General features: G+C 48.9%; 18 protein-coding genes. 7 read left to right on the forward strand and 11 right to left on the reverse strand.

All coding sequences use genetic code 11. From position 1 onward, the window contains the following. Positions 1 to 27: 27 nt before the first annotated feature. Together ABJO30_12290 and fabI are read right to left on the reverse strand one after the other, a co-directional pair. A complete protein-coding gene (locus ABJO30_12290) occupies positions 28 to 606 on the reverse strand; it encodes a histidine phosphatase family protein (protein MEP3233600.1) in 579 nt (192 codons plus the stop codon). A gap of 76 nt (positions 607 to 682) precedes the next feature. Then, a complete protein-coding gene (gene fabI / locus ABJO30_12295) occupies positions 683 to 1,513 on the reverse strand; it encodes an enoyl-ACP reductase FabI (GenBank protein ID MEP3233601.1) in 831 nt (276 codons plus the stop codon). Positions 1,514 to 1,649: 136 nt separating this feature from the next. Here fabI and ABJO30_12300 point away from each other — a divergent pair, with 136 nt between their 5' ends. Both ABJO30_12300 and ABJO30_12305 read left to right on the forward strand, forming a co-directional pair. After that, positions 1,650 to 3,071: an FAD-binding oxidoreductase gene (locus ABJO30_12300; GenBank protein MEP3233602.1), complete on the forward strand. Its 1,422-nt coding sequence runs from the start codon at positions 1,650 to 1,652 to the stop codon at positions 3,069 to 3,071. A gap of 175 nt (positions 3,072 to 3,246) precedes the next feature. Beyond that, complete coding sequence (locus ABJO30_12305) at positions 3,247 to 3,837, forward strand: DUF6101 family protein (GenBank protein MEP3233603.1); 591 nt, start codon at positions 3,247 to 3,249, stop codon at positions 3,835 to 3,837. A 46-nt stretch (positions 3,838 to 3,883) separates the two neighbouring features. On the opposite strand, the gene ubiA is transcribed toward ABJO30_12305, so the two are convergent. After that, positions 3,884 to 4,813 (reverse strand): 4-hydroxybenzoate octaprenyltransferase, encoded by a 930-nt coding sequence (gene ubiA, locus ABJO30_12310; GenBank protein MEP3233604.1) that lies wholly within the window; start codon positions 4,811 to 4,813, stop codon positions 3,884 to 3,886. 161 nt (positions 4,814 to 4,974) lie between these two features. Between ubiA and purD the strand changes: the two genes are divergently transcribed. Next, the gene (gene purD, locus ABJO30_12315) at positions 4,975 to 6,249 is read left to right on the forward strand and encodes a phosphoribosylamine--glycine ligase (GenBank protein ID MEP3233605.1); all 1,275 of its coding nucleotides are present in this window, start codon (positions 4,975 to 4,977) and stop codon (positions 6,247 to 6,249) included. Here purD and ABJO30_12320 read toward each other — a convergent pair. Further along, entirely contained in the window at positions 6,246 to 6,500 is a 255-nt protein-coding gene (locus ABJO30_12320; GenBank protein ID MEP3233606.1) for a bacteriocin, read from the reverse strand. The two genes, purD and ABJO30_12320, sit on opposite strands and share 4 nt — an antisense overlap. 136 nt (positions 6,501 to 6,636) lie before the next feature. Here ABJO30_12320 and mutL point away from each other — a divergent pair, with 136 nt between their 5' ends. Then, positions 6,637 to 8,478, forward strand: a complete 1,842-nt coding sequence (mutL, locus tag ABJO30_12325; protein MEP3233607.1) for a DNA mismatch repair endonuclease MutL — start codon at positions 6,637 to 6,639, stop codon at positions 8,476 to 8,478. Positions 8,479 to 8,487: 9 nt separating this feature from the next. Continuing rightward, positions 8,488 to 8,706 (forward strand): DUF2093 domain-containing protein, encoded by a 219-nt coding sequence (locus ABJO30_12330; GenBank protein ID MEP3233608.1) that lies wholly within the window; start codon positions 8,488 to 8,490, stop codon positions 8,704 to 8,706. On the opposite strand, the gene lpxK is transcribed toward ABJO30_12330, so the two are convergent. The 6 genes from lpxK to ABJO30_12360 form a co-directional block, all read right to left on the reverse strand. Then, positions 8,707 to 9,702: a tetraacyldisaccharide 4'-kinase gene (gene lpxK, locus ABJO30_12335; protein MEP3233609.1), complete on the reverse strand. Its 996-nt coding sequence runs from the start codon at positions 9,700 to 9,702 to the stop codon at positions 8,707 to 8,709. After that, positions 9,703 to 11,046: a 3-deoxy-D-manno-octulosonic acid transferase gene (locus tag ABJO30_12340; protein ID MEP3233610.1), complete on the reverse strand. Its 1,344-nt coding sequence runs from the start codon at positions 11,044 to 11,046 to the stop codon at positions 9,703 to 9,705. Next, on the reverse strand, positions 11,047 to 11,757 hold the full coding sequence (locus tag ABJO30_12345; protein MEP3233611.1) for a lysophospholipid acyltransferase family protein: 711 nt from the start codon (positions 11,755 to 11,757) through the stop codon (positions 11,047 to 11,049). Positions 11,758 to 11,792: 35 nt separating this feature from the next. Next, positions 11,793 to 12,032, reverse strand: a complete 240-nt coding sequence (locus ABJO30_12350; protein MEP3233612.1) for a DUF4170 domain-containing protein — start codon at positions 12,030 to 12,032, stop codon at positions 11,793 to 11,795. A 24-nt stretch (positions 12,033 to 12,056) separates the two neighbouring features. Beyond that, entirely contained in the window at positions 12,057 to 12,839 is a 783-nt protein-coding gene (locus ABJO30_12355; GenBank protein ID MEP3233613.1) for a 3'(2'),5'-bisphosphate nucleotidase CysQ, read from the reverse strand. A 64-nt stretch (positions 12,840 to 12,903) separates the two neighbouring features. Then, positions 12,904 to 14,247, reverse strand: a complete 1,344-nt coding sequence (locus tag ABJO30_12360; protein MEP3233614.1) for a metallopeptidase TldD-related protein — start codon at positions 14,245 to 14,247, stop codon at positions 12,904 to 12,906. Between the two features lie 109 nt (positions 14,248 to 14,356). On the opposite strand from ABJO30_12360, the gene ABJO30_12365 reads away from it, so the two are divergent. Continuing rightward, positions 14,357 to 16,219: a monovalent cation:proton antiporter-2 (CPA2) family protein gene (locus ABJO30_12365; GenBank protein ID MEP3233615.1), complete on the forward strand. Its 1,863-nt coding sequence runs from the start codon at positions 14,357 to 14,359 to the stop codon at positions 16,217 to 16,219. Between the two features lie 8 nt (positions 16,220 to 16,227). Beyond that, positions 16,228 to 17,661, forward strand: a complete 1,434-nt coding sequence (locus ABJO30_12370) for an MATE family efflux transporter (GenBank protein ID MEP3233616.1) — start codon at positions 16,228 to 16,230, stop codon at positions 17,659 to 17,661. 2 nt (positions 17,662 to 17,663) lie between these two features. Here the strand turns inward: ABJO30_12370 and ABJO30_12375 are convergent, their stop codons facing one another. Then, on the reverse strand, positions 17,664 to 18,506 hold the full coding sequence (locus ABJO30_12375; protein MEP3233617.1) for a patatin-like phospholipase family protein: 843 nt from the start codon (positions 18,504 to 18,506) through the stop codon (positions 17,664 to 17,666). Positions 18,507 to 18,510: the final 4 nt, after the last annotated feature.

Below are 18,510 nucleotides of genomic sequence, written 5' to 3' on the forward strand. Positions count from 1 at the left end.
TCGTCATAATCGCGAAACGGATAGAGGTCAAACCCAGCTGACAGAACCGTCTTCGATAATCATGATTTTATCTTGCGGGATAAGGGCGTTTGCGAGCGTTTCATTGTCGTGATCACTGAGGAGATAACGCAAACCCCGATTAACACCACCGTGTGAAACCACCACTAGCGGCCCATCAATTTCATCGACCCAACTACGAAGGCGGTCGGCAAGGTCTTGATAGCTTTCCCCCTGTGGTGGGCGAAAAGACCACTTGTTTGCTTGACGCGCGGCCCATAGGTCACTTTGAGTTTCTTCAAGCTCAGTTACCGTGCGGCCTTCCCAGTCGCCAAAGGATAATTCTTTCAGGCGGTCATCGGTCTCATATGCCTCAGCCTCAAGTCCCATCTCACCACGGATAATTTCCATCGTCTCACGGGTACGCATAAGAGGAGAGGCAATGAAATTGACTTTCGCGGGATCAACCAGACCTTTAAGCGTTGCACCATTACGGCGCGCTTGGCCTCGACCGTTATCATTTAACGGAATGTCGCGAGTTCCTTGGAACCGCGCTTCAGCGTTCCAGTCAGTCTGACCGTGACGTACAAAATAGAGAATAGGCGTCATAACGCTCCTTAGTGGCAATTGTTGCCACGCGCTTTTTTAGGTCAGCCCCATGACGGTATTGTTGAGAGAGTTCTGCTTACTTATCAACGGTGATGTCAGGCGCATCAACAGCCTTCATGCCGATATTGTGGTAGCCAGAATCGACATGATGCACTTCACCCGTCACACCACGTGACAGATCCGACAAGAGATAGAGCGCTGAATCGCCCACTTCCTCAATAGAAACCGTACGACGCAATGGCGCGTTATACTCGTTCCATTTTAGGATATAGCGGAAATCGCCAATGCCAGATGCTGCCAATGTTTTGATTGGGCCAGCAGAAATCGCATTAACACGAATGTTCTTTGGACCAAGATCAACAGCCAAATATTTCACACTTGCTTCAAGAGCTGCTTTTGCAACACCCATCACATTGTAATGCGGCATAACTTTCTCAGCGCCGTAATATGTCAACGTAATGATAGACCCACCTTCAGGCATAAGTTTTTCAGCACGCTGGGTAATGGCAGTGAGTGAATAGCAAGAAATGTTCATTGTGCGGTCGAAATTGGCTTCGGTCGTATCAACATAACGGCCCGTCAATTCGTCTTTGTCAGAAAAGGCGATGGCATGCACAACAAAATCGATTGTGCCCCATTCTTTTTCTACAGCGTCGAACACAGCATCAATGCTGGATGCATCGGTTACATCGCAATTACCAAACACCACACCGCCGAGTTGTTCGGCCAAAGGTTCAACACGTTTTTTCAGCGCATCCCCTTGATAAGTGAAGCCCATCAAAGCACCATGATCAGCACATGCTTTAGCAATACCCCAAGCGATCGATCTGTTATTTGCAACGCCAAGGATCAAGCCCTTTTTGCCAGCCATCAAACCTGATGATGTCGCTGTTGTGCTCTGTGTCATTGAAAAGCCTCATAATTCAAAAATTCCGTAATTTTCTATGACATAGCAGGTAACTGTCTTCAAGCTGTGTGTAGCAATTGTGGCGCACAGTTTTAATCGTTATGTTAACAACGATCACAAAATAGAACCCAACGTCATGAAACAAACCAGCAATCAATCGGCCCTCGAACAATTTAAAGCCCTTCTTGGCGACCAGCATGTGTTGGTCAGCGAAGCAGACAAAGCGGGCTATCTTGTTGAATGGCGTGACAAATATTTTGGTCAAGCCGCCGCAGTCTTACGCCCTAAGACCACGCAAGAGGTTTCGACAATTGTGAAAATTGCCAATGCTGAGAACGTCGCGCTTGTTCCTCAAGGGGGCAATACAGGTCTCGTGGGGGCGCAAATCGCCTTTGATGCGGATCGCCAATTTGTTGTGAATATGTCGCGCATGAATACCGTTCGGGAGATTGATGTCGACGCTTACACCATGACCGTTGATGCTGGAGTGGTTTTAGAAGCCGCCCAAAATGCTGCTAATAATGCAGATCGACTGTTTCCTTTGCGCATTGGTTCGCAAGGCTCCTGTCAAATTGGTGGCAATCTTTCATCGAATGCAGGTGGCACCAATGTGGTGGCCTACGGCAATGCGCGCGAGCTGGTGTTAGGCCTTGAGGTTGTGCTGCCCAATGGTGAAATTATCAACGGGCTGAACAAGCTTCGTAAGAACAACACGGGCTACGATTTAAAAAACCTCTTTATTGGCGCTGAAGGAACACTCGGCTTTATTACGGGCGCTGTCTTGAAGCTCTTTCCAAAACCAAGAGGCACACAAGCCGCCATTCTTGCCTTTCATACACTGGAACAAGTGGGGCAGTTTTTCACTAAAGCAAAAACCCATGCAGGCGACGGCGTGACAGGATTTGAAGTGATCCCTCGCATCGGCATTGAGTTCTTGGAAAAACATACTCCAGATGTTCGCGATCCATTGGAAACGCCTTATCCTTGGTATGCGTTGGTTGAAGTTTCTTCACAGCATTCATATGAGCACGCCGAAAACTTGATGATGGAACTGGTTGAGGAGGGCATGAATGAGCAGCAGGTCTCAGATGGTGTGCTGGCCGCATCCCAAGCCCAACAAGCAGCCTTTTGGTATTTGCGTGAGCAACTCTCGGGCTGTCAAAAGGGCGAAGGTGGATCAATAAAGACAGACGTCTCCGTTCCCATCAGCGCGCTTCCTAAATTTTTGCCAGAAGCAATTGAGGCTGTAAAAGCCTATATGCCCGATGCTCGCCCTTGTACGTTTGGTCATTGGGGTGATGGTAATATCCATCTAAATGTTACCCAACCTATAGGCATGGACCGTGATGGTTTCTTGAATCACTGGGATTCGATCAGTGATATTATCCATTCAGTTACCTTGTCTTATGGTGGGTCCATTTCAGCAGAGCATGGTATTGGGGTGATGAAACGTGAGAAGTTATCAGAAACTAAAGATCCGGCATCTCTCGCTTTGATGCGCCAAATCAAGCAAATGCTTGATCCCAAGGGCATTATGAACCCAGAAAAAGTACTTTAGTAACCTTTAAGAACCTCTCAACCCTACCAAATATTAAACGGCTGATTCACTTCATAATAACCTTGGATTCAGGCCATATTTTCTTAACCAATCTCTTTAAGCGAGTTCAGATACTCGTCATGTATTGTGCATCTCAAGGACCACCAAAAAACAAAAAGGTCCATGGGGAAATAAAATGCGTCAAACAGAATTGGCAGGAGCCGCCGTTCATGAAGAACGGGTCGTGGCAACGAACAGCTATTTCCGGTTAAACCCGGCAGAACGTCGTCATGCGTTTCAGACAGAAATGTCTGGATCAGCATTGGTCGGCCAAACATCAGTAGAACTTGATGACGAGATCGTTGTTGAAGGCATGCTTAAATGCGGCCTTGGAACACGCGTTACTTGTGATCAAACAGCATTACGCGGTGTGGCTGCAAAACTAAGTCTCTCAGAAGAAGATACAGTTATTGCAGAACTCGTGCTTTTGCATCGTGATCCATCACTCAACATCACTGTTGCACGTTCTTCAGATATGGAAGACCTTGCCGCTGATTGGCAAATGTGGGGTCGTCGCTACAATCTACCATTGATCTTGGTTGAAGCTGATGGCGTTGAACAGTTGATATCTGAGCGTGTCGGAAGCGTTGAGGTGTCTCAACCAACACCGCGTCGCCCGCATGCAATGTTTGCAGCTCGTCGCCCACGCTTCTTGACCCGCCGCAAAACTGGTTCAGTTGATAAAAGCAACCGTCTTGCAGGTCGCGAAATTATCGCACGCGCTTAAAAGTTTTAAGGCCGGATGATCGTTTAGGAGAATGATTGTCCGGCTTTTAAATCAGCGTATCGACCACAAGTGCCGCAAAAACAATCAAGCCATAGTCCCTGTTCGATCTGAACATGGCAAGGCATTGATCTGGGTTGTCGATATCTAAGCGGAGCAATTGGTAAGCCATATGACCGACGCCAAGAGCAAGGCCAATAAAGGCTGCGGGTCCTGCGCCTGCAAGCACAAAGCTTGCCGTGAACAAGGCCGTTGCACCGCCATAAAAAACCACCAGCCATTGTTTGGTTTTATCACCGAACAAGCGAGCCGTTGATTTTACACCAACGAGTGCGTCGTCTTCTTTGTCTTGATGAGCATAAATCGTATCGTACCCAATCGTCCACATAATCGCGCCGATATAAAGCAGCACAGGCGCAAGGCTTAGCTCACCAAAGTGCGCCGCCCATCCCATCAAAGCACCCCATGAAAACGCAAAGCCCAAGCAAAGCTGCGGCCAATTTGTGATGCGCTTCATGAAGGGATAGATCGCGACGAAAAAGATCGAGCAAAAGCCTAAAATCACCGAGAACCAATTAAACTGTAATAAAACCGCAAGCCCGATGAGGCAGAGGAAAACCGCGAACAAAACCGCTTTCTTCTTTGTCACCCGCCCACTTGGAATGGGCCGCATTCTGGTGCGAGCAACAGCCATGTCGATGTCTTCATCAACCACATCATTATAAGTGCAGCCCGCGCCGCGCATAACAATCGCGCCAACCATGAATAATACCACATGCCAGATGTTCACCCAGCCGTCACCGCTTGCGGTTGAGGCCAATGCGACAGACCACCAACATGGCAGCAAAAGCAGCCACCAACCGATAGGTCGCTCAAACCGTGCAAGCTGTGCATAAGGCAAGAACCAAGACGGCAATTTTGTCTCGACCCAATGGCCTTTCACTGCATCTGCAATACTTTCGCGGCTCGTATCATTCATTAAGGGGGCCTTGGTTGATTAAATTCTAAGCATCACATAGCCCTTTTTTCAAACATTCGCTAGCAACTGTGATCAAATCTCTTGGAAACTACGTGATTGGATTGGCGAAACCGCGCCGCCGTGGTAGGCGATTGCCACACATCCCAACCAATGGATTTTTGATGAACATTCTCCTTCTAGGTTCCGGTGGCCGCGAACATGCGCTGGCGTGGAGCCTTTCAAAATCGCCAAACCTTTCCAAGCTATTCGTAAGCCCCGGCAATGCTGGCATGAAAGAATGCGCTGAGCTTGTTGATGTGGATGCAGGCAACCACGATGCTGTGATTTCTTTTTGCCGCGACCACTCAATTGATCTTGTGGTCATCGGCCCTGAAGCACCGCTCGTTGCAGGTCTTGCCGATGATTTGATTGCCGCCAACATCAAAGTGTTCGGCCCAACCAAATTGGCCGCACAACTTGAAGGCTCAAAGGGCTTCACCAAGGATGTCTGCGCCAACTACAATATCCCAACCGCGGCCTATGGTCGGTTCTCAAACGCCGATGCCGCGAAAGCCTATATTACAGAACAAGGCGCGCCCATCGTTGTGAAAGCCGACGGTTTGGCCGCTGGCAAAGGCGTGATTATGGCCATGACAATGGATGAGGCACTTGAGGCCGTTGATCATTGTTTTGGTGGCGCCTTTGGTGCTGCGGGTGCTGAGGTTGTTGTTGAAGAATTTATGGAAGGTGAAGAGGCAAGCTTCTTCGCGCTTTCTGATGGTGACAATATTCTGGCGCTCGCAAGTGCCCAAGACCATAAGCGCGTTGGTGATGGCGATACGGGTCTCAACACAGGCGGCATGGGTGCCTATTCCCCTGCCCCCGTTATGACCGATGAGATGAGCCAAACGGTGATGGATCAAATTGTTGAACCGACCATCCGCGCCATGCGTGAAATGGGACATCCTTATCAAGGCGTCTTGTTTGCAGGTCTTATGATCACCAAAGACGGCCCAAAGCTCATCGAGCACAACTGTCGTTTTGGTGACCCTGAATGTCAGGTGCTGATGATGCGCTTACAAAGCGACCTGTTGGAACTTTTAGACGCAGCAGCAAGCGGCACGCTGGATAAAGTTCAGCCAAGTTGGTCTGATGAGACAGCGCTAACCGTAGTGCTCGCCTCAAAGGGTTATCCAGGCTCCTATGAAAAAGGCACAGCCATCCGTAATCTAAACGCCGCCAACTCAGACAATGCCAAAACATTTCATGCAGGCACTGCTGAGAAAGACGGCGAAATCGTCGCAATCGGCGGACGCGTTCTAAACGTGACAGCACGCGGAAACAGCGTCAAACAAGCCCAAGCTCGCGCCTATGAAGCCGTAGACCAAATTGATTGGGAAAACGGTTTTTGCAGACGCGATATTGGTTGGCGTGCGGTTGAACGCGAAGAAGACTAGCGGAAGCGGTTCTTCTTATTCTTTTCAAAAAGCACACCGGATGTTGCACCAGCAGCACCACCAATAAGCGCGCCGGCAGCCACCGGCCCGCCCGCTAAAATTGCAATGCCAGTGCCAGTTGCCGCGCCAATACCACCACCGGTGATCGCGGTTCTATCTGTTCGCCCTAAATTGCAAGCTGCCAATGAACCTGCAAGCGCCAACACGGCGCTAACGTGAAACAGCGATTTGAGTTTTCCAGTCTTAATCATCAAGAATGCCTTTGCTTAGTTTTGTTAAAGCGTGTGAACTGGTAAGCTCTGCCAAACAGATCAACGCGCAATCAAGGCGAATCATGCCACTGGATTGTGACCCCCTAGCGCTCGAAATAAGGCCGCAACAACACGAATGCTTAATGACGGAAACATAAAGCGCGTTCAGCGCCTCGACGACGGCATGGTCAACCGCATTGCAGCGGGTGAAGTGATTGAGCGTCCAGCAAGCGTTGTGAAAGAACTCGTCGAAAACGCCATTGATGCTGGCGGGCGAGACATTGAAATTGTAACGGCTGGCGGCGGCAAAAACCTCATTCGTGTGAGCGATGATGGTCGCGGCATGGATGCGGAAGATTTGCGATTGGCTGTTGAACGCCATTGCACCTCTAAGCTCTCTCATGATTTGATGGACATCAGAACACTCGGCTTTCGTGGTGAGGCACTGCCTTCCATCGGGTCTGTATCCCGTCTTTCCATCGCCACCAGAACAGCAACAGCTGAAAGCGGCTTTGAAATTACCGTTTCAGATGGCGCAATAGAAGGCCCGTCCCCTGCTGCATGGGCAAAGGGTACACGCGTCGAAGTGAAAGACCTTTTCTTCTGTGTCCCCGCACGCCTCAAATTCTTGAAGACAGACCGCGCCGAAGCGAATGCGATCACTGACATCATTAAGCGCATCGCCATCGCCAACCCGCGCGTCTCCTTCACGCTTGCAGGATCAGATCGCCAAGAAACGCTTTATCCAGCAAGCAACAACGATGATGACGAAGCGGCTGAAAGCGAACGGTTACGGCAAGTTCTTGGGCGTGACTTCATTGAGAATTCACTGCGCATTGATGAAGAGCGCGAAGGCGTTTTTCTAACGGGCTTCATTGGCCTTCCAACCTTCGACCGTGCGAACAGCCTGCACCAGTTTTTAAACGTCAATGGCCGCCCCGTGCGTGACCCGCTTTTAATGTCAGCCTTACGCGGTGGCTATGCCGACACCATGACCAAGGGGCGCTATCCGATTTTAGCGCTCTCCATCACCCTTGATCCGGCCCATGTGGACGTCAACGTTCATCCCGCAAAATCAGATGTCCGTTTTCGTGATCCAGGTTTGGTGCGTGGTCTCATTGTTGGCTCTATTAAACGGGCGTTGGCTGGCTCTGGCGTGAAGCCTGATACAGGCGGCACTGCGGCTGCACTATCCGCGTTCCGCCGTAATGACGCGCCACCACGCCAACAATTTGGCGATTATCAACGTCCACAAAATGCCAATTGGGCTGAAACCACATCACCGACGAGACCTTTGGCTGAGAACCAATTTGGCGAACAAGCACAAGCAAGCTTTGACCACGGCGAAACACCATCCGCCCGCTATGAAGTGGTGGAAGAGCAGCACGAACCAACAAGCCATCCGCTGGGTGCTGCACGGGCGCAAATTCATGAGAACTATATCATTGCCCAAAGTGATCAGGGTCTTGTCCTCGTTGATCAACACGCAGCCCACGAGCGGCTTGTTTATGAACGCCTCAAGAAGAACATGGATGACAACGGGATTGAACGGCAAATATTACTGATCCCAGACATTGTCGATTTACCGGAAGAAGACGTGAATAACATTGTTGAACGGGCTGATGAACTGGCGGAAGTGGGCTTGGTTATTGAAGCCTTTGGGCCGGGTGCTGTGGCCGTTCGCGAAACGCCTTCGCTCCTTGGTAAAGTAGACGCTGGTGGTCTGCTGCGTGATCTTGCGGATGAATTGGCAGAATGGGACCGCGCCACCCTTATTCGTGACAAACTAAATGCCATTGCATCGCGCATGGCCTGCCACGGGTCTGTGCGCTCAGGCAGACGCTTAACCGCGCCAGAGATGAATGCGCTCTTGCGCGAGATGGAAGAAACGCCCAATGCTGGACAATGCAATCACGGGCGACCAACTTTTATCACGCTGACACTGAATGAGATTGAAAAATTATTCGAGCGGCGTTAATAAGTAGATATGAACCGTTTCAATCTCCCAACTTCAGGCGGCGAAGCTAAAGTTCGCTATGACCATGCAGACTTCCACGTGCTTTCATCAGGAGGCTTCGTGCGTTGCGCTGTGACCAATCAGGTGATCCCGATTGAAGAACTGAAATATTGGAATGTTGAACGGCAAGAAGCTTACATCGATGTGGCCGCATCTCTTTCGCGCCATGAAGAAGCGAAAGCCAAGTAATTACGAGTGAACCAAATCATTCAGGTTTGGCGGAACATCGAACACAGCTTCAACTTCAATCACTTTACTTGCATCCAAAAGCTTTGCCAGATTGCCTGTACCGCCCTCAAGGCGGATTGCATCTTTTGCCGTTGTCACTATTTCAGCATCAAACAAGTTTGCTTGTAATAAAATGTTCGCAGCTTCGCCTTCGCTAAACGAATGATGATCTGGAAACGGCATGGATGACACCAAATCAGCGCCGCGCTCTTCGACAGTACTAAAAAACTTCTGCGGATCACCAATACCGCTAAACGCCACAACCCGCTTACCCGCCAAGTCGTAATCTTGAGCAGGCTTTAGGCTCACATTAAAAACTGATGCCTGCTTTTCCTCAAAATGACGAATGAGGTCTGTAATCGTTGCGTGGTTTTCGTGCGAGCTTTGAACCACAAGCAAACTATCTGCATGTTCGATCTGTACCGACAACGGTGCACGCAATGGTCCTGCTGGCATGAGGCAACCGTTGCCAAGCCCGCGCTTACCATCAACGACCAAGAGAGCATGATGTGGCTTGATACGAGCGCTTTGAAAGCCGTCATCCATAATAATTAAATCAGGCGTGAATTGCTCTTCAATAAACCGCACCCCCGCCACGCGGTCCTTTGCTATAATCGTTGGAGCACTCTTTGCGAGCAACAAAGGTTCATCGCCAACATCTTGAGCGCGGTCATTGGTGGATGAGACCAAGTGTGGGCCAGATACAGAACCGCCATAGCCTCTGGATAAAAACACAACTTCATCACCGCGCGCTTGAAAGAGATTGGCAAGCGAGAGAGCAACAGGCGTTTTACCTGCGCCGCCAGCTGTGAAATTTCCAATACAAATGACAGGAATTTTTGAGGTGATGCCTTTTCCAAAAGGTCGGCGTGTCACAAGGCCGTATAAATAGGAAAGCGGCGCCAGTAAAATTGATGGGAGGCTATTTTTTCGCCACCAAAAGTCAGGCGCTCTCATCTATTCGCCCGCAACATACCGATCATCGGCATCAGCAAGGCGACCAGATAAAATCAATGGTCGTAAGTAAGGCATCAGCGCGTTATGCGTTCGCTCTAAAGCCCCACCCAAGCCTTGCAATGCCTGATCGGCGGCCTTTGTCATCTGTTCACTGCGATCTCTATTTGCTAAAATATCTGCCACTTGACGCACCAGCTCTTCACTGTTTTTCACGCAGACGCATCCACCTCGTTGGCCCAATGCGGTAAAAATATTAGCGAAATTTTCGACATTGGGTCCATGGACAATCGCGGAACCAAGCCGTGCGGGTTCAATCGGATTTTGCCCACCATGAGGCACAAGCGATCCACCAACAAGACTGCACGGAGACAGGCTATAAAACAAAGCAAGCTCACCAATTGTATCGGCGATATAGATGTCATCAGTTAGCTTCGGCATTTCATTATGGCTTCGCTGGACCACATTCAAATTGAGATTTGCGAGTGAACTCACAATTTCTTCGGCCCGATGCGGGTGCCGTGGAACAACGATTGTTAGAAGATCAGGAAATGTCCGTTTCAAATGCATATGGGCTTTGGCAACAATCATCTCTTCTTGATCGTGCGTGCTGGCAGCGAGCCAAATACGGCGTCCGCCAATTGCAGATTGCAAACGAGAAAAAGCGATTTCGTCGATCTCAGGCATATCTGAATCAAACTTCAAATTGCCACCATTGATGACACCTTGAACACCCAGCTCAGAAAAACGTGCGGCATCTTCTTCGGTTTGAGCGATGCACAAATTAACATTGTCGAATAAGGCGTGGGTAATCGATCCAATTTTTTTCCACCGCGCGAAAGATCTCTCCGACATACGGGCGTTGACGAGGACTTGCGGGATATGGCGTTTGGTCAGCTCCGTCATCGTATTGGGCCATAATTCTGACTCAACAAAGACGGCGAGAGCTGGTTGCCATGTTTTCAAAAACCGAGAAACGAACGGTTTCAAATCAAGGGGGGCAAACTGGTGCACAGCTCCCTTTGGCAATTCAACTGATGCGATGTTAGCCGCTGTTACTGTAACTGTGGTGAAGATCACCTGAAAACGCATGTCTGTAAGGCGCTTGATCAGAGGCAAAACAGCTTTTGTTTCACCGATACTTGCAGCATGTACCCAGACATAAGAGCCGTTATCGCTCTTTGGCAGCACTTCTTTGGAGGCAAATCCGTAACGTTCCTGCAACCGCTCTTTTATCTCTTTGCCTCTGCGAGCGCGAGCGCGCAAAAACAGACCGCTAAACGGCTGGACTGCGTAACTAAGCGCACCATACATTCCAAGAGCTAGGCGAGACGTTAAATCAGCCATTTATTCCATCATTTCAATTGCTCGTGCCGCCCCGACAAGGTTATTTGCTTGTTTCGTTATTTCTAAAAGCTGCTTCTCGACACTTAGTCTAGCAGTTTCCAGCTCTAATTCACCAGCACTAGCACTTACCCGCACTGGTTTCCCCATTTTAAATGCAACCTTAGAAAATGGCAGATTGATGGCGGTTTGGTCCCAAGACTTCAAATAAATATTTTTACTCGAGACCATGGTGACAGGAAATATCGGCCGACCCGATAATTTCCCAAGTGTAACAACACCTTTGCCAACTTCGCGTGCAGGACCTTTGGGAACATTTGCGGTCATGGCAATGTTCATGCCCTCTTCCAAAGCTGACAAAATTTCAAGTGAACTTTGTACCCCACCCTTTTTAAGCGTTTTAGCCCGGTTTTTTCCGCCTGATCCGCGAATCGTTTTAAGGCCATAACTTTCAAGAGCCGCAGCTTGCATCTCACCATCACCATGGCGCGATACAAGACAGGCAAGATCAATCTTCTTTGCAATGGCGGTGGGTATTAAAAATTGTTCGCCATGCCAAAAAGTAAAAATGGCAGGTTCATCGGCTGCAACCTCATCAAAAAAAGGTTGCATTGGGTTTTGAGCACGTGAGGTTACTGCGACGAATTTGAAATAAGCCGCAACTGTTCTTCCAATTGTGCGTAGCACAGTGGGGGATTTCAGAACACGTTTCAAAACAAACTCTTTTTAAGTCCAGCAAAGGCTGGTTCTTAGCTTTCGTCAGGCTGCAACATACGGTGCATGTGCACAATAAAATAGCGCATATGAGCGTTGTCTACTGTCCCTTGCGCCTTCTGCTTCCAAGCTACATAAGCGGCTTCATAGTTAGGATAAACCCCGACGAGATCAACATCATCAAGGTCTTTAAAAGTCATACCTTCAAGGGTTTCTAATTCTCCACCAAAAACCAAGTGAAGCAATTGTTCTTCTGACGTTTCTTTCGATGCCATATCATCCCCGAAAAAGTTGGTTGGTTATTCTATATCTATCGCTGCACTTAGCGCGGCTTTCAAGGGTTCTTGTACTAATTTCCCACTTGAAAGCAACCATTGGTGGCGAGTTTTCGTTTTATTGTAAACCAAACGATGCCCGTTTAAGTCGGTAAACTGGCCGCCAGCTTCAGTTAAAATCAAATCAGCCGCTGCAATATCCCAATCGCAAGCACCCGGACGCGCAATACCTGCACTGTATGTGCCATCTGCAACAAGCGCGATACGGTAAGCGAGCGAAGGAATATGAGGCGCGCGCTTCATCTCTTTTTTGAGCTGTTCTTGGATGGACGTCGCAATTCTTGCTGGAATAATAAACTCCCCATCTGAAAGGCTTTCAGCTGCGGAAGCGCAAATTCGCTTACCGTTCAAAGTTGCGCCTTCACCATCGACAGCAACATAGAGCTTATCCATCACTGGGCCATAAAGGACACCAATCACAGGACAGCCTTTTTCAACAAGCGCGATAGAGACAACCCAGTTTTCTGAGCCCTCAATGAAACCGCGGGTGCCATCAATTGGATCAACGATAAACGCTTTATTGGCAGCCAGTCTGGATGGGTTATCTTCAGTTTCTTCCGAGAGCCAACCATAAGATGGGCGGGCTGTAAGGAGGGTATCGCGTAGATAGTTATCTATTGCGATATCAGCTTCAGTAACTGGCGAATCTCCACTCTTAGTCCACGTGTCAGGGTTCTTCTTAAAATATTTAAGCCCAATTTCACCGGCAGCTTTTGCTGCATCTATTATTAGTTTGAGGTCGTCCAAAATTTCAGTCTCCATGGGCCCCATGATAACCTAAGGGAATCACGGTGATTTGACTTACTAGCACCTAAAGACCAGCGACAGCCATGTTTTCAACCAAAATACTAGGTGCGTTTGTGGAGAACCTATATTCAAGGTCACTTGCAGGGATCATCCGAGCGAACATATCGCGCAAGTTGCCAGCAATTGTAATCTCACTAACAGGATAAGCGATCTCGCCATTTTCTATCCAGAAACCAGAAGCCCCTCGGCTATAATCACCTGTAACCAAACTAACGCCTGATCCAATCAGCTCATTGATGTAAAGACCTTCGCCAATATCCTTCATCATCTCCTCAGGCGATTTCTCGCCAGCAAGAAGGGTCAGGTTTGTTCGGCTAGGCGATGGGTTAGAACCACCACGGGATGCGCGGCCATTTGTTTCTAACGATAATTCACGCGCTGTTGCTGTATCTAAGAACCAGCTTTGCAATACACCATCCTTCACCATATCCATAGCTGAAGAAGCAACGCCCTCCCCATCAAATGGTCGAGAAGCGAGGCCACGTTTTCTTAATGGGTCATCCGTGATTGTGATGTTTGGAGAAAAGATCGCATTGCCCATATCATCTCGTAGGAAACTGGTTTTGCGGGCAATAGACGCACCGTTGATCGCACCTGAGAGATGGCCAATTAATCCGGTAGAAATACGCGGGTCATAAATGACCGGCAAGGTTTGTGTTTTCACCTTACGCGGGTTCAAGCGTTTCACCGTCTTTTCACCAGCGCTTCGACCAATATCGGCTGGCGCGTCTAAGTCTTCTAGAAAACGGCGAGCGTCATAATCATAATCACGCTCCATGCCAGTTCCCTCGCCTGCAATGAGTGAGACAGACGTTGAAAAACTGGAAGAGCGATAAGAACCACAGAACCCGTGTGATGTGATCAGCACCATGCCGCCTGATCCCCATGCAGCACCGGCACCGCCTGAATTGGTTACCCCTTTAACAGCCAAGCCTGCTTCTTCAGTCTCCCGCGCCATCTCAGTCAACTGAGCGGCTCCGATTTCTGTTTCATCAAACAGTTCAAGGTCTGGGAAATCCGTTGCTAAGCGATCGCTGTCAGCCAAGCTGGCGAATGGGTCTTCAGGGGCGACTTTAGCCATTGCAACTGCACGTTCTGCCAGTGCATCAACAGAACCACTATCATTGGCGGAGATTGACGCAATTTTCTTGCCCACGAAAACCCGCAATGAAAAGCCATCATTTTCTGACCGCGTGGTATTTTCAACTTGTCCCTGACGTACATCAACATCGAGAGACTGCGCTGAGATAACCACAGCATCAGCAGCATCAGCCCCTGCTTTCTTCGCGGCTTCCACAAGCGCGGACGCGCGATCAATTAAATCTTGGGCATTATCGGGGCTGCTCATCAAATAACCTCATCAAATCAGTGAATAGACTGTTCATAGCCGTTGTTTCGCCATGTACTTAACCCAACTACATACTTAGGTATATAAGGAAGTGAAGCAAGGGAACAATATGGCAGTAGAACCAGCGGCAACAACAACACAATTGCTGGAAACAACAACGCTACCTCTGACTGTGCAAGTAATTATCTTACTTGGCGCGGCCCTTTTGTTTGCGCCTATTTTCAAAAAGCTTGGACTTGGCACCGTGCTTGGCTATTTGGCCGCTGGTACCGTGCTTGGCGCGCTGCCCTTTAAAGTGAGCGACGGTGATGCGCTGCTGCATTTTGCTGAACTGGGTATTGTCTTTTTGCTTTTCATCATCGGCTTAGAACTCAAACCATCACGGTTGTGGGCTTTACGTCATGGGATTTTTGGGATCGGCTTTTTACAGGTGGCTGTGAGCGCGATTGTATTAGGTGCCATCTGTCTGCTACTCGATTTCACATGGCAGATAAGCCTGTTAATTGGCGTCGGCCTAGCGCAATCATCCACCGCATTTGCGATGCAAATATTGGCTGAAGGCGATGAATTGAACACGCGTAACGGGCAAAGCACGTTTTCGATCGTTCTATTTCAAGACATTGCCATCGTTCCGATCCTCGCCGTCATTCCGTTTTTAGTGCCTGAACTTTTCAAAGAGATTGTCGGCACACCCGTTGCAGCCCCAACATGGACAGATGCTCTTGAAGTTTTTGGCGTTGGTGCTGGATTGATTCTGATTGGCCGATACTGCCTCAACCCACTGTTTCGCGTGATTGCAAATACCGGCGCACGTGAAATGATGATTGTCGTCGCGCTCTTCGTCGTTTTAGGCGCTGGCTTTGCGACAGAACAAATTGGTCTCTCAATGGCAATGGGCGCTTTTTTAGCTGGCGTCATGCTGGCAGATTCGTCTTATCGCCATGAGTTAGAAGCCAATATCGAACCGTTCCGTGGCTTATTACTTGGCCTCTTCTTTATGGCGGTCGGATTGTCGCTTGATCTCAAGGTAGTTGCAGACAACTGGCTCACCATCCTTATTGCAGCACCTATGATTATGCTCATTAAAGCAGCGATCATTTACCTCATATTTCGCGCCTTCAAACGGTCGCATAATGAAGCCATCCGCGTTGCCTCTCTCTTGCCACAGGTGGGCGAGTTCGCGTTTGTCATCTTCTCAACAGCCGTCGCAGCTTTTGTGGTGAGCACCAATTTAGCGTCCATCATCACGGCCATCGTAACCGTAACAATGGCCCTCACGCCGTTGTTTGCCAAACTTGGTGACCGATTGATCGTTCACGCTAAAGAAGATGAAATCGAAGAAGATTTCGAAGGAGCCAATGGCTCAGTTCTCGTCATTGGTTTTGGTCGGTTTGGACAAATCGTCTCGCAATCCCTGCTTGCTGAAGGTATTCCAACCACCGTTATTGACCATAGTGCAGAGCGCATTCGAAGTGCGGCAAAATTCGGTTTTCGGGTTTATTATGGCGAAGGCCGTCGCATTGATGTATTGCGAGCAGCAGGCATTGAACGCGCGCGGATTGTGGCCGTTTGTGCCGATACAGCTGACCGTACCTCTGAGATTATTGATCTGATCCGCAATCATTATCCAGATATCAAAATCTATGTCCGTGCCTATGACCGTATCCACGCCTTAGAACTAACGAACAAGGAAATTGATTTTCAAGTTCGCGAAATATTTGAATCTGCTCTTGTTATGGGCCGCGCCTTGTTGGACGGGATGGACGTGCCACCCGAACGGGTTGACTATGTTATCGAAGATGTCAGAAAGCGCGATCTTGGACGACTGCAACTACAGCAAGTCAAAGGGGTTTTTGCTGGCAAGGACAAGCTATACGGCAATAATGTTGAACCGGAACCTTTGAACGAACCAACGACACAGGCAAAAATGCTGTCGGAAGAGACTGAAAAAATCGCAAACAAAGATAGTTAGCTCCCACTTTGACAACGAAAACCACATCTAACGCATCAACCGACCCGAAATTCGCAAGCGGGTCGATCTTTAAGCACATCGTGGTGATGACGGGCACGGCGTCTGTTGGGTTGGTTTCAATTTTCCTCGTTGATTTTGCTAATCTGTTTTATATCTCAATGCTCGGGCAAAGCGAGCTTGCGGCGGCCATTGGTTATGCAAGCACGCTGTTGTTTTTTACAATCTCTATCAGCATTGGCGTAATGATTGCGGCCATTGCACTGGTTTCAAAAGCCATCGGCAAAGGCGAAAGAGAGCGCGCGCGTGAACTCTCAGGGTCTTCCTTGATTTTCGTTCTGCTTATCACAATTATCATGGCGACTGTCGCTTTCCCCTTTATTACCCCCATTGTCGAATTAATCGGGGCAAAAGGAGAAACTGCCGAAATCACCGTCAAATTCTTGCAAGTCGTCATCCCTTCAATGCCACTGATGGGCATTGGCATGTGCACATCTGGCTTGTTGCGGTCGGTGGGGGATGCAAAACGTGCGATGTATGTAACCCTTGGCAGCGGCATAATTGCTGCAATCCTTGATCCGCTTTTCATCTTCACTTTTGACCTTGGTATCCAGGGTGCTGCTTATGTCATGGTGATTGCGCGATTAGGAACGGTTTTGATCGGGCTTTATTGCGTTATCAAAGTCCATGATCTGATTACGATCCCTTCGCCCAAGGTATTCATCTCAGACGTGAATGAGCTGAAAGATGTGGCTGTGCCTGCCGTTTTAACAAACATCGCCACACCAGTTGGCAATGCTTATGTTACCAGCTCAATCGCTCCTTATGGTGATGAAGCCGTTGCTGGTTGGGCAATCATTGGGCGACTTATTCCTGTGGCATTTGGTTTTATCTTTGCGCTGTCAGGTGCCATCGGCCCCATCATCGGGCAGAACTACGGCGCGGGGATATATGACCGTGTTAGGGAGACTGTCAAAAAATCGCTGATTGTAACAGCCGTTTATACCGGCGCTGTTTGGCTGCTTGTCTTCTTGCTTCGCGACGTGATCATTGAGCAATTCAACGCAACAGGAGAAACAGCATCCTTGGTTGCCTTCTTTATCAATTTGGTTATCGCAACATTCCTGTTTAACTCGATGATGTTCGTTGCAAATGCGGCTTTCAACAATCTTGGATTTGCGACTTACTCAACCATGCTAAACTGGGCTAAGGCGACGATCGGCACAGTTCCGTTTGTTTGGGTTGGCGCCTCAGTGGCTGGTGCTCACGGAGTGGTTGCGGGCTGGGGTTTGGGGGCTGTTGCCTTTGGCATTTTGGCGATTGTATCCTGCTTGCGCGTGGTCAATAAACTAGATGGTGATCCGCCAAAAGGCGATCTACCGCCTCCCCTATGGCGGGCTGCTCTATCTGCTTTTTCATCGGGTAAAGGTGCTAATATTCAATAGGCTCACGCCTTTGAAAGCGCCGTATCAATCTGCTGTTTGATCTCATCTTTCTTTTGATCACAAAGCCTCAAAATCGTGCTCGATTTTAAGAAGTCCATCACACCAAAAGAATTAATCGGCGGTCTAATCAGCACATCAGGCGGTGTCAATCTAGCCAGTTTTTCTTGCGTGATCGCCTGCATCATAATCTGGTTTGCACCCAGCATGGTTTCAAAGCCTGAAGGCATTTCGTGCCCCGTTGGATCAGGTCCGCCAACCACATCAACAGCAATCACACGATCCATTGGTTCTACGAATTGATCAAAAGGGAGCGGATTGGCAATATTGCCATCAATCAAAATGCGGCCATCAATTGCAACCGGTTTGAACACCATAGGAATCGCAATAGAAGCACCAACCGCTTGGCGCAAATTGCCTTTGCGGTAGACCACGTCATCGCCTGCATAAAAATCAGTGGCGACCACTGAAAGCGTTGTTTCCAAATCTTCGATATTTTCAGGAAACTCGTCAACGGGCGTGAAAGTAGACAGAATTTTTTCTGGATTGAACTGACCTAAGGAATAAGATTCCGGCTTAAACCAATCTTGCAGCGAGGATGGGCGCAAATCCCACAGGTTGCTGAGCACCTTGGCGCGATCATCAAATGTCGACAAGACATAGCGTCGCAAATCGCGCCCACTCATACCCGCCGCATAACCCATTCCAATCAATGCACCGATGGAGCTTCCGGTTATCTCGTCGATCTTGATGCCTAATTCGTCAATTGCTTCCAGCACAACAACATGACCAATGCCACGCGCGCCACCGCCACCAAGGCTCAGACCAATTTTCGTATTTTCTGACATCTCG

The organism is Hyphomicrobiales bacterium, from assembly GCA_039973685.1.
Lineage (GTDB): Bacteria > Pseudomonadota > Alphaproteobacteria > Rhizobiales > JACESI01 > JACESI01.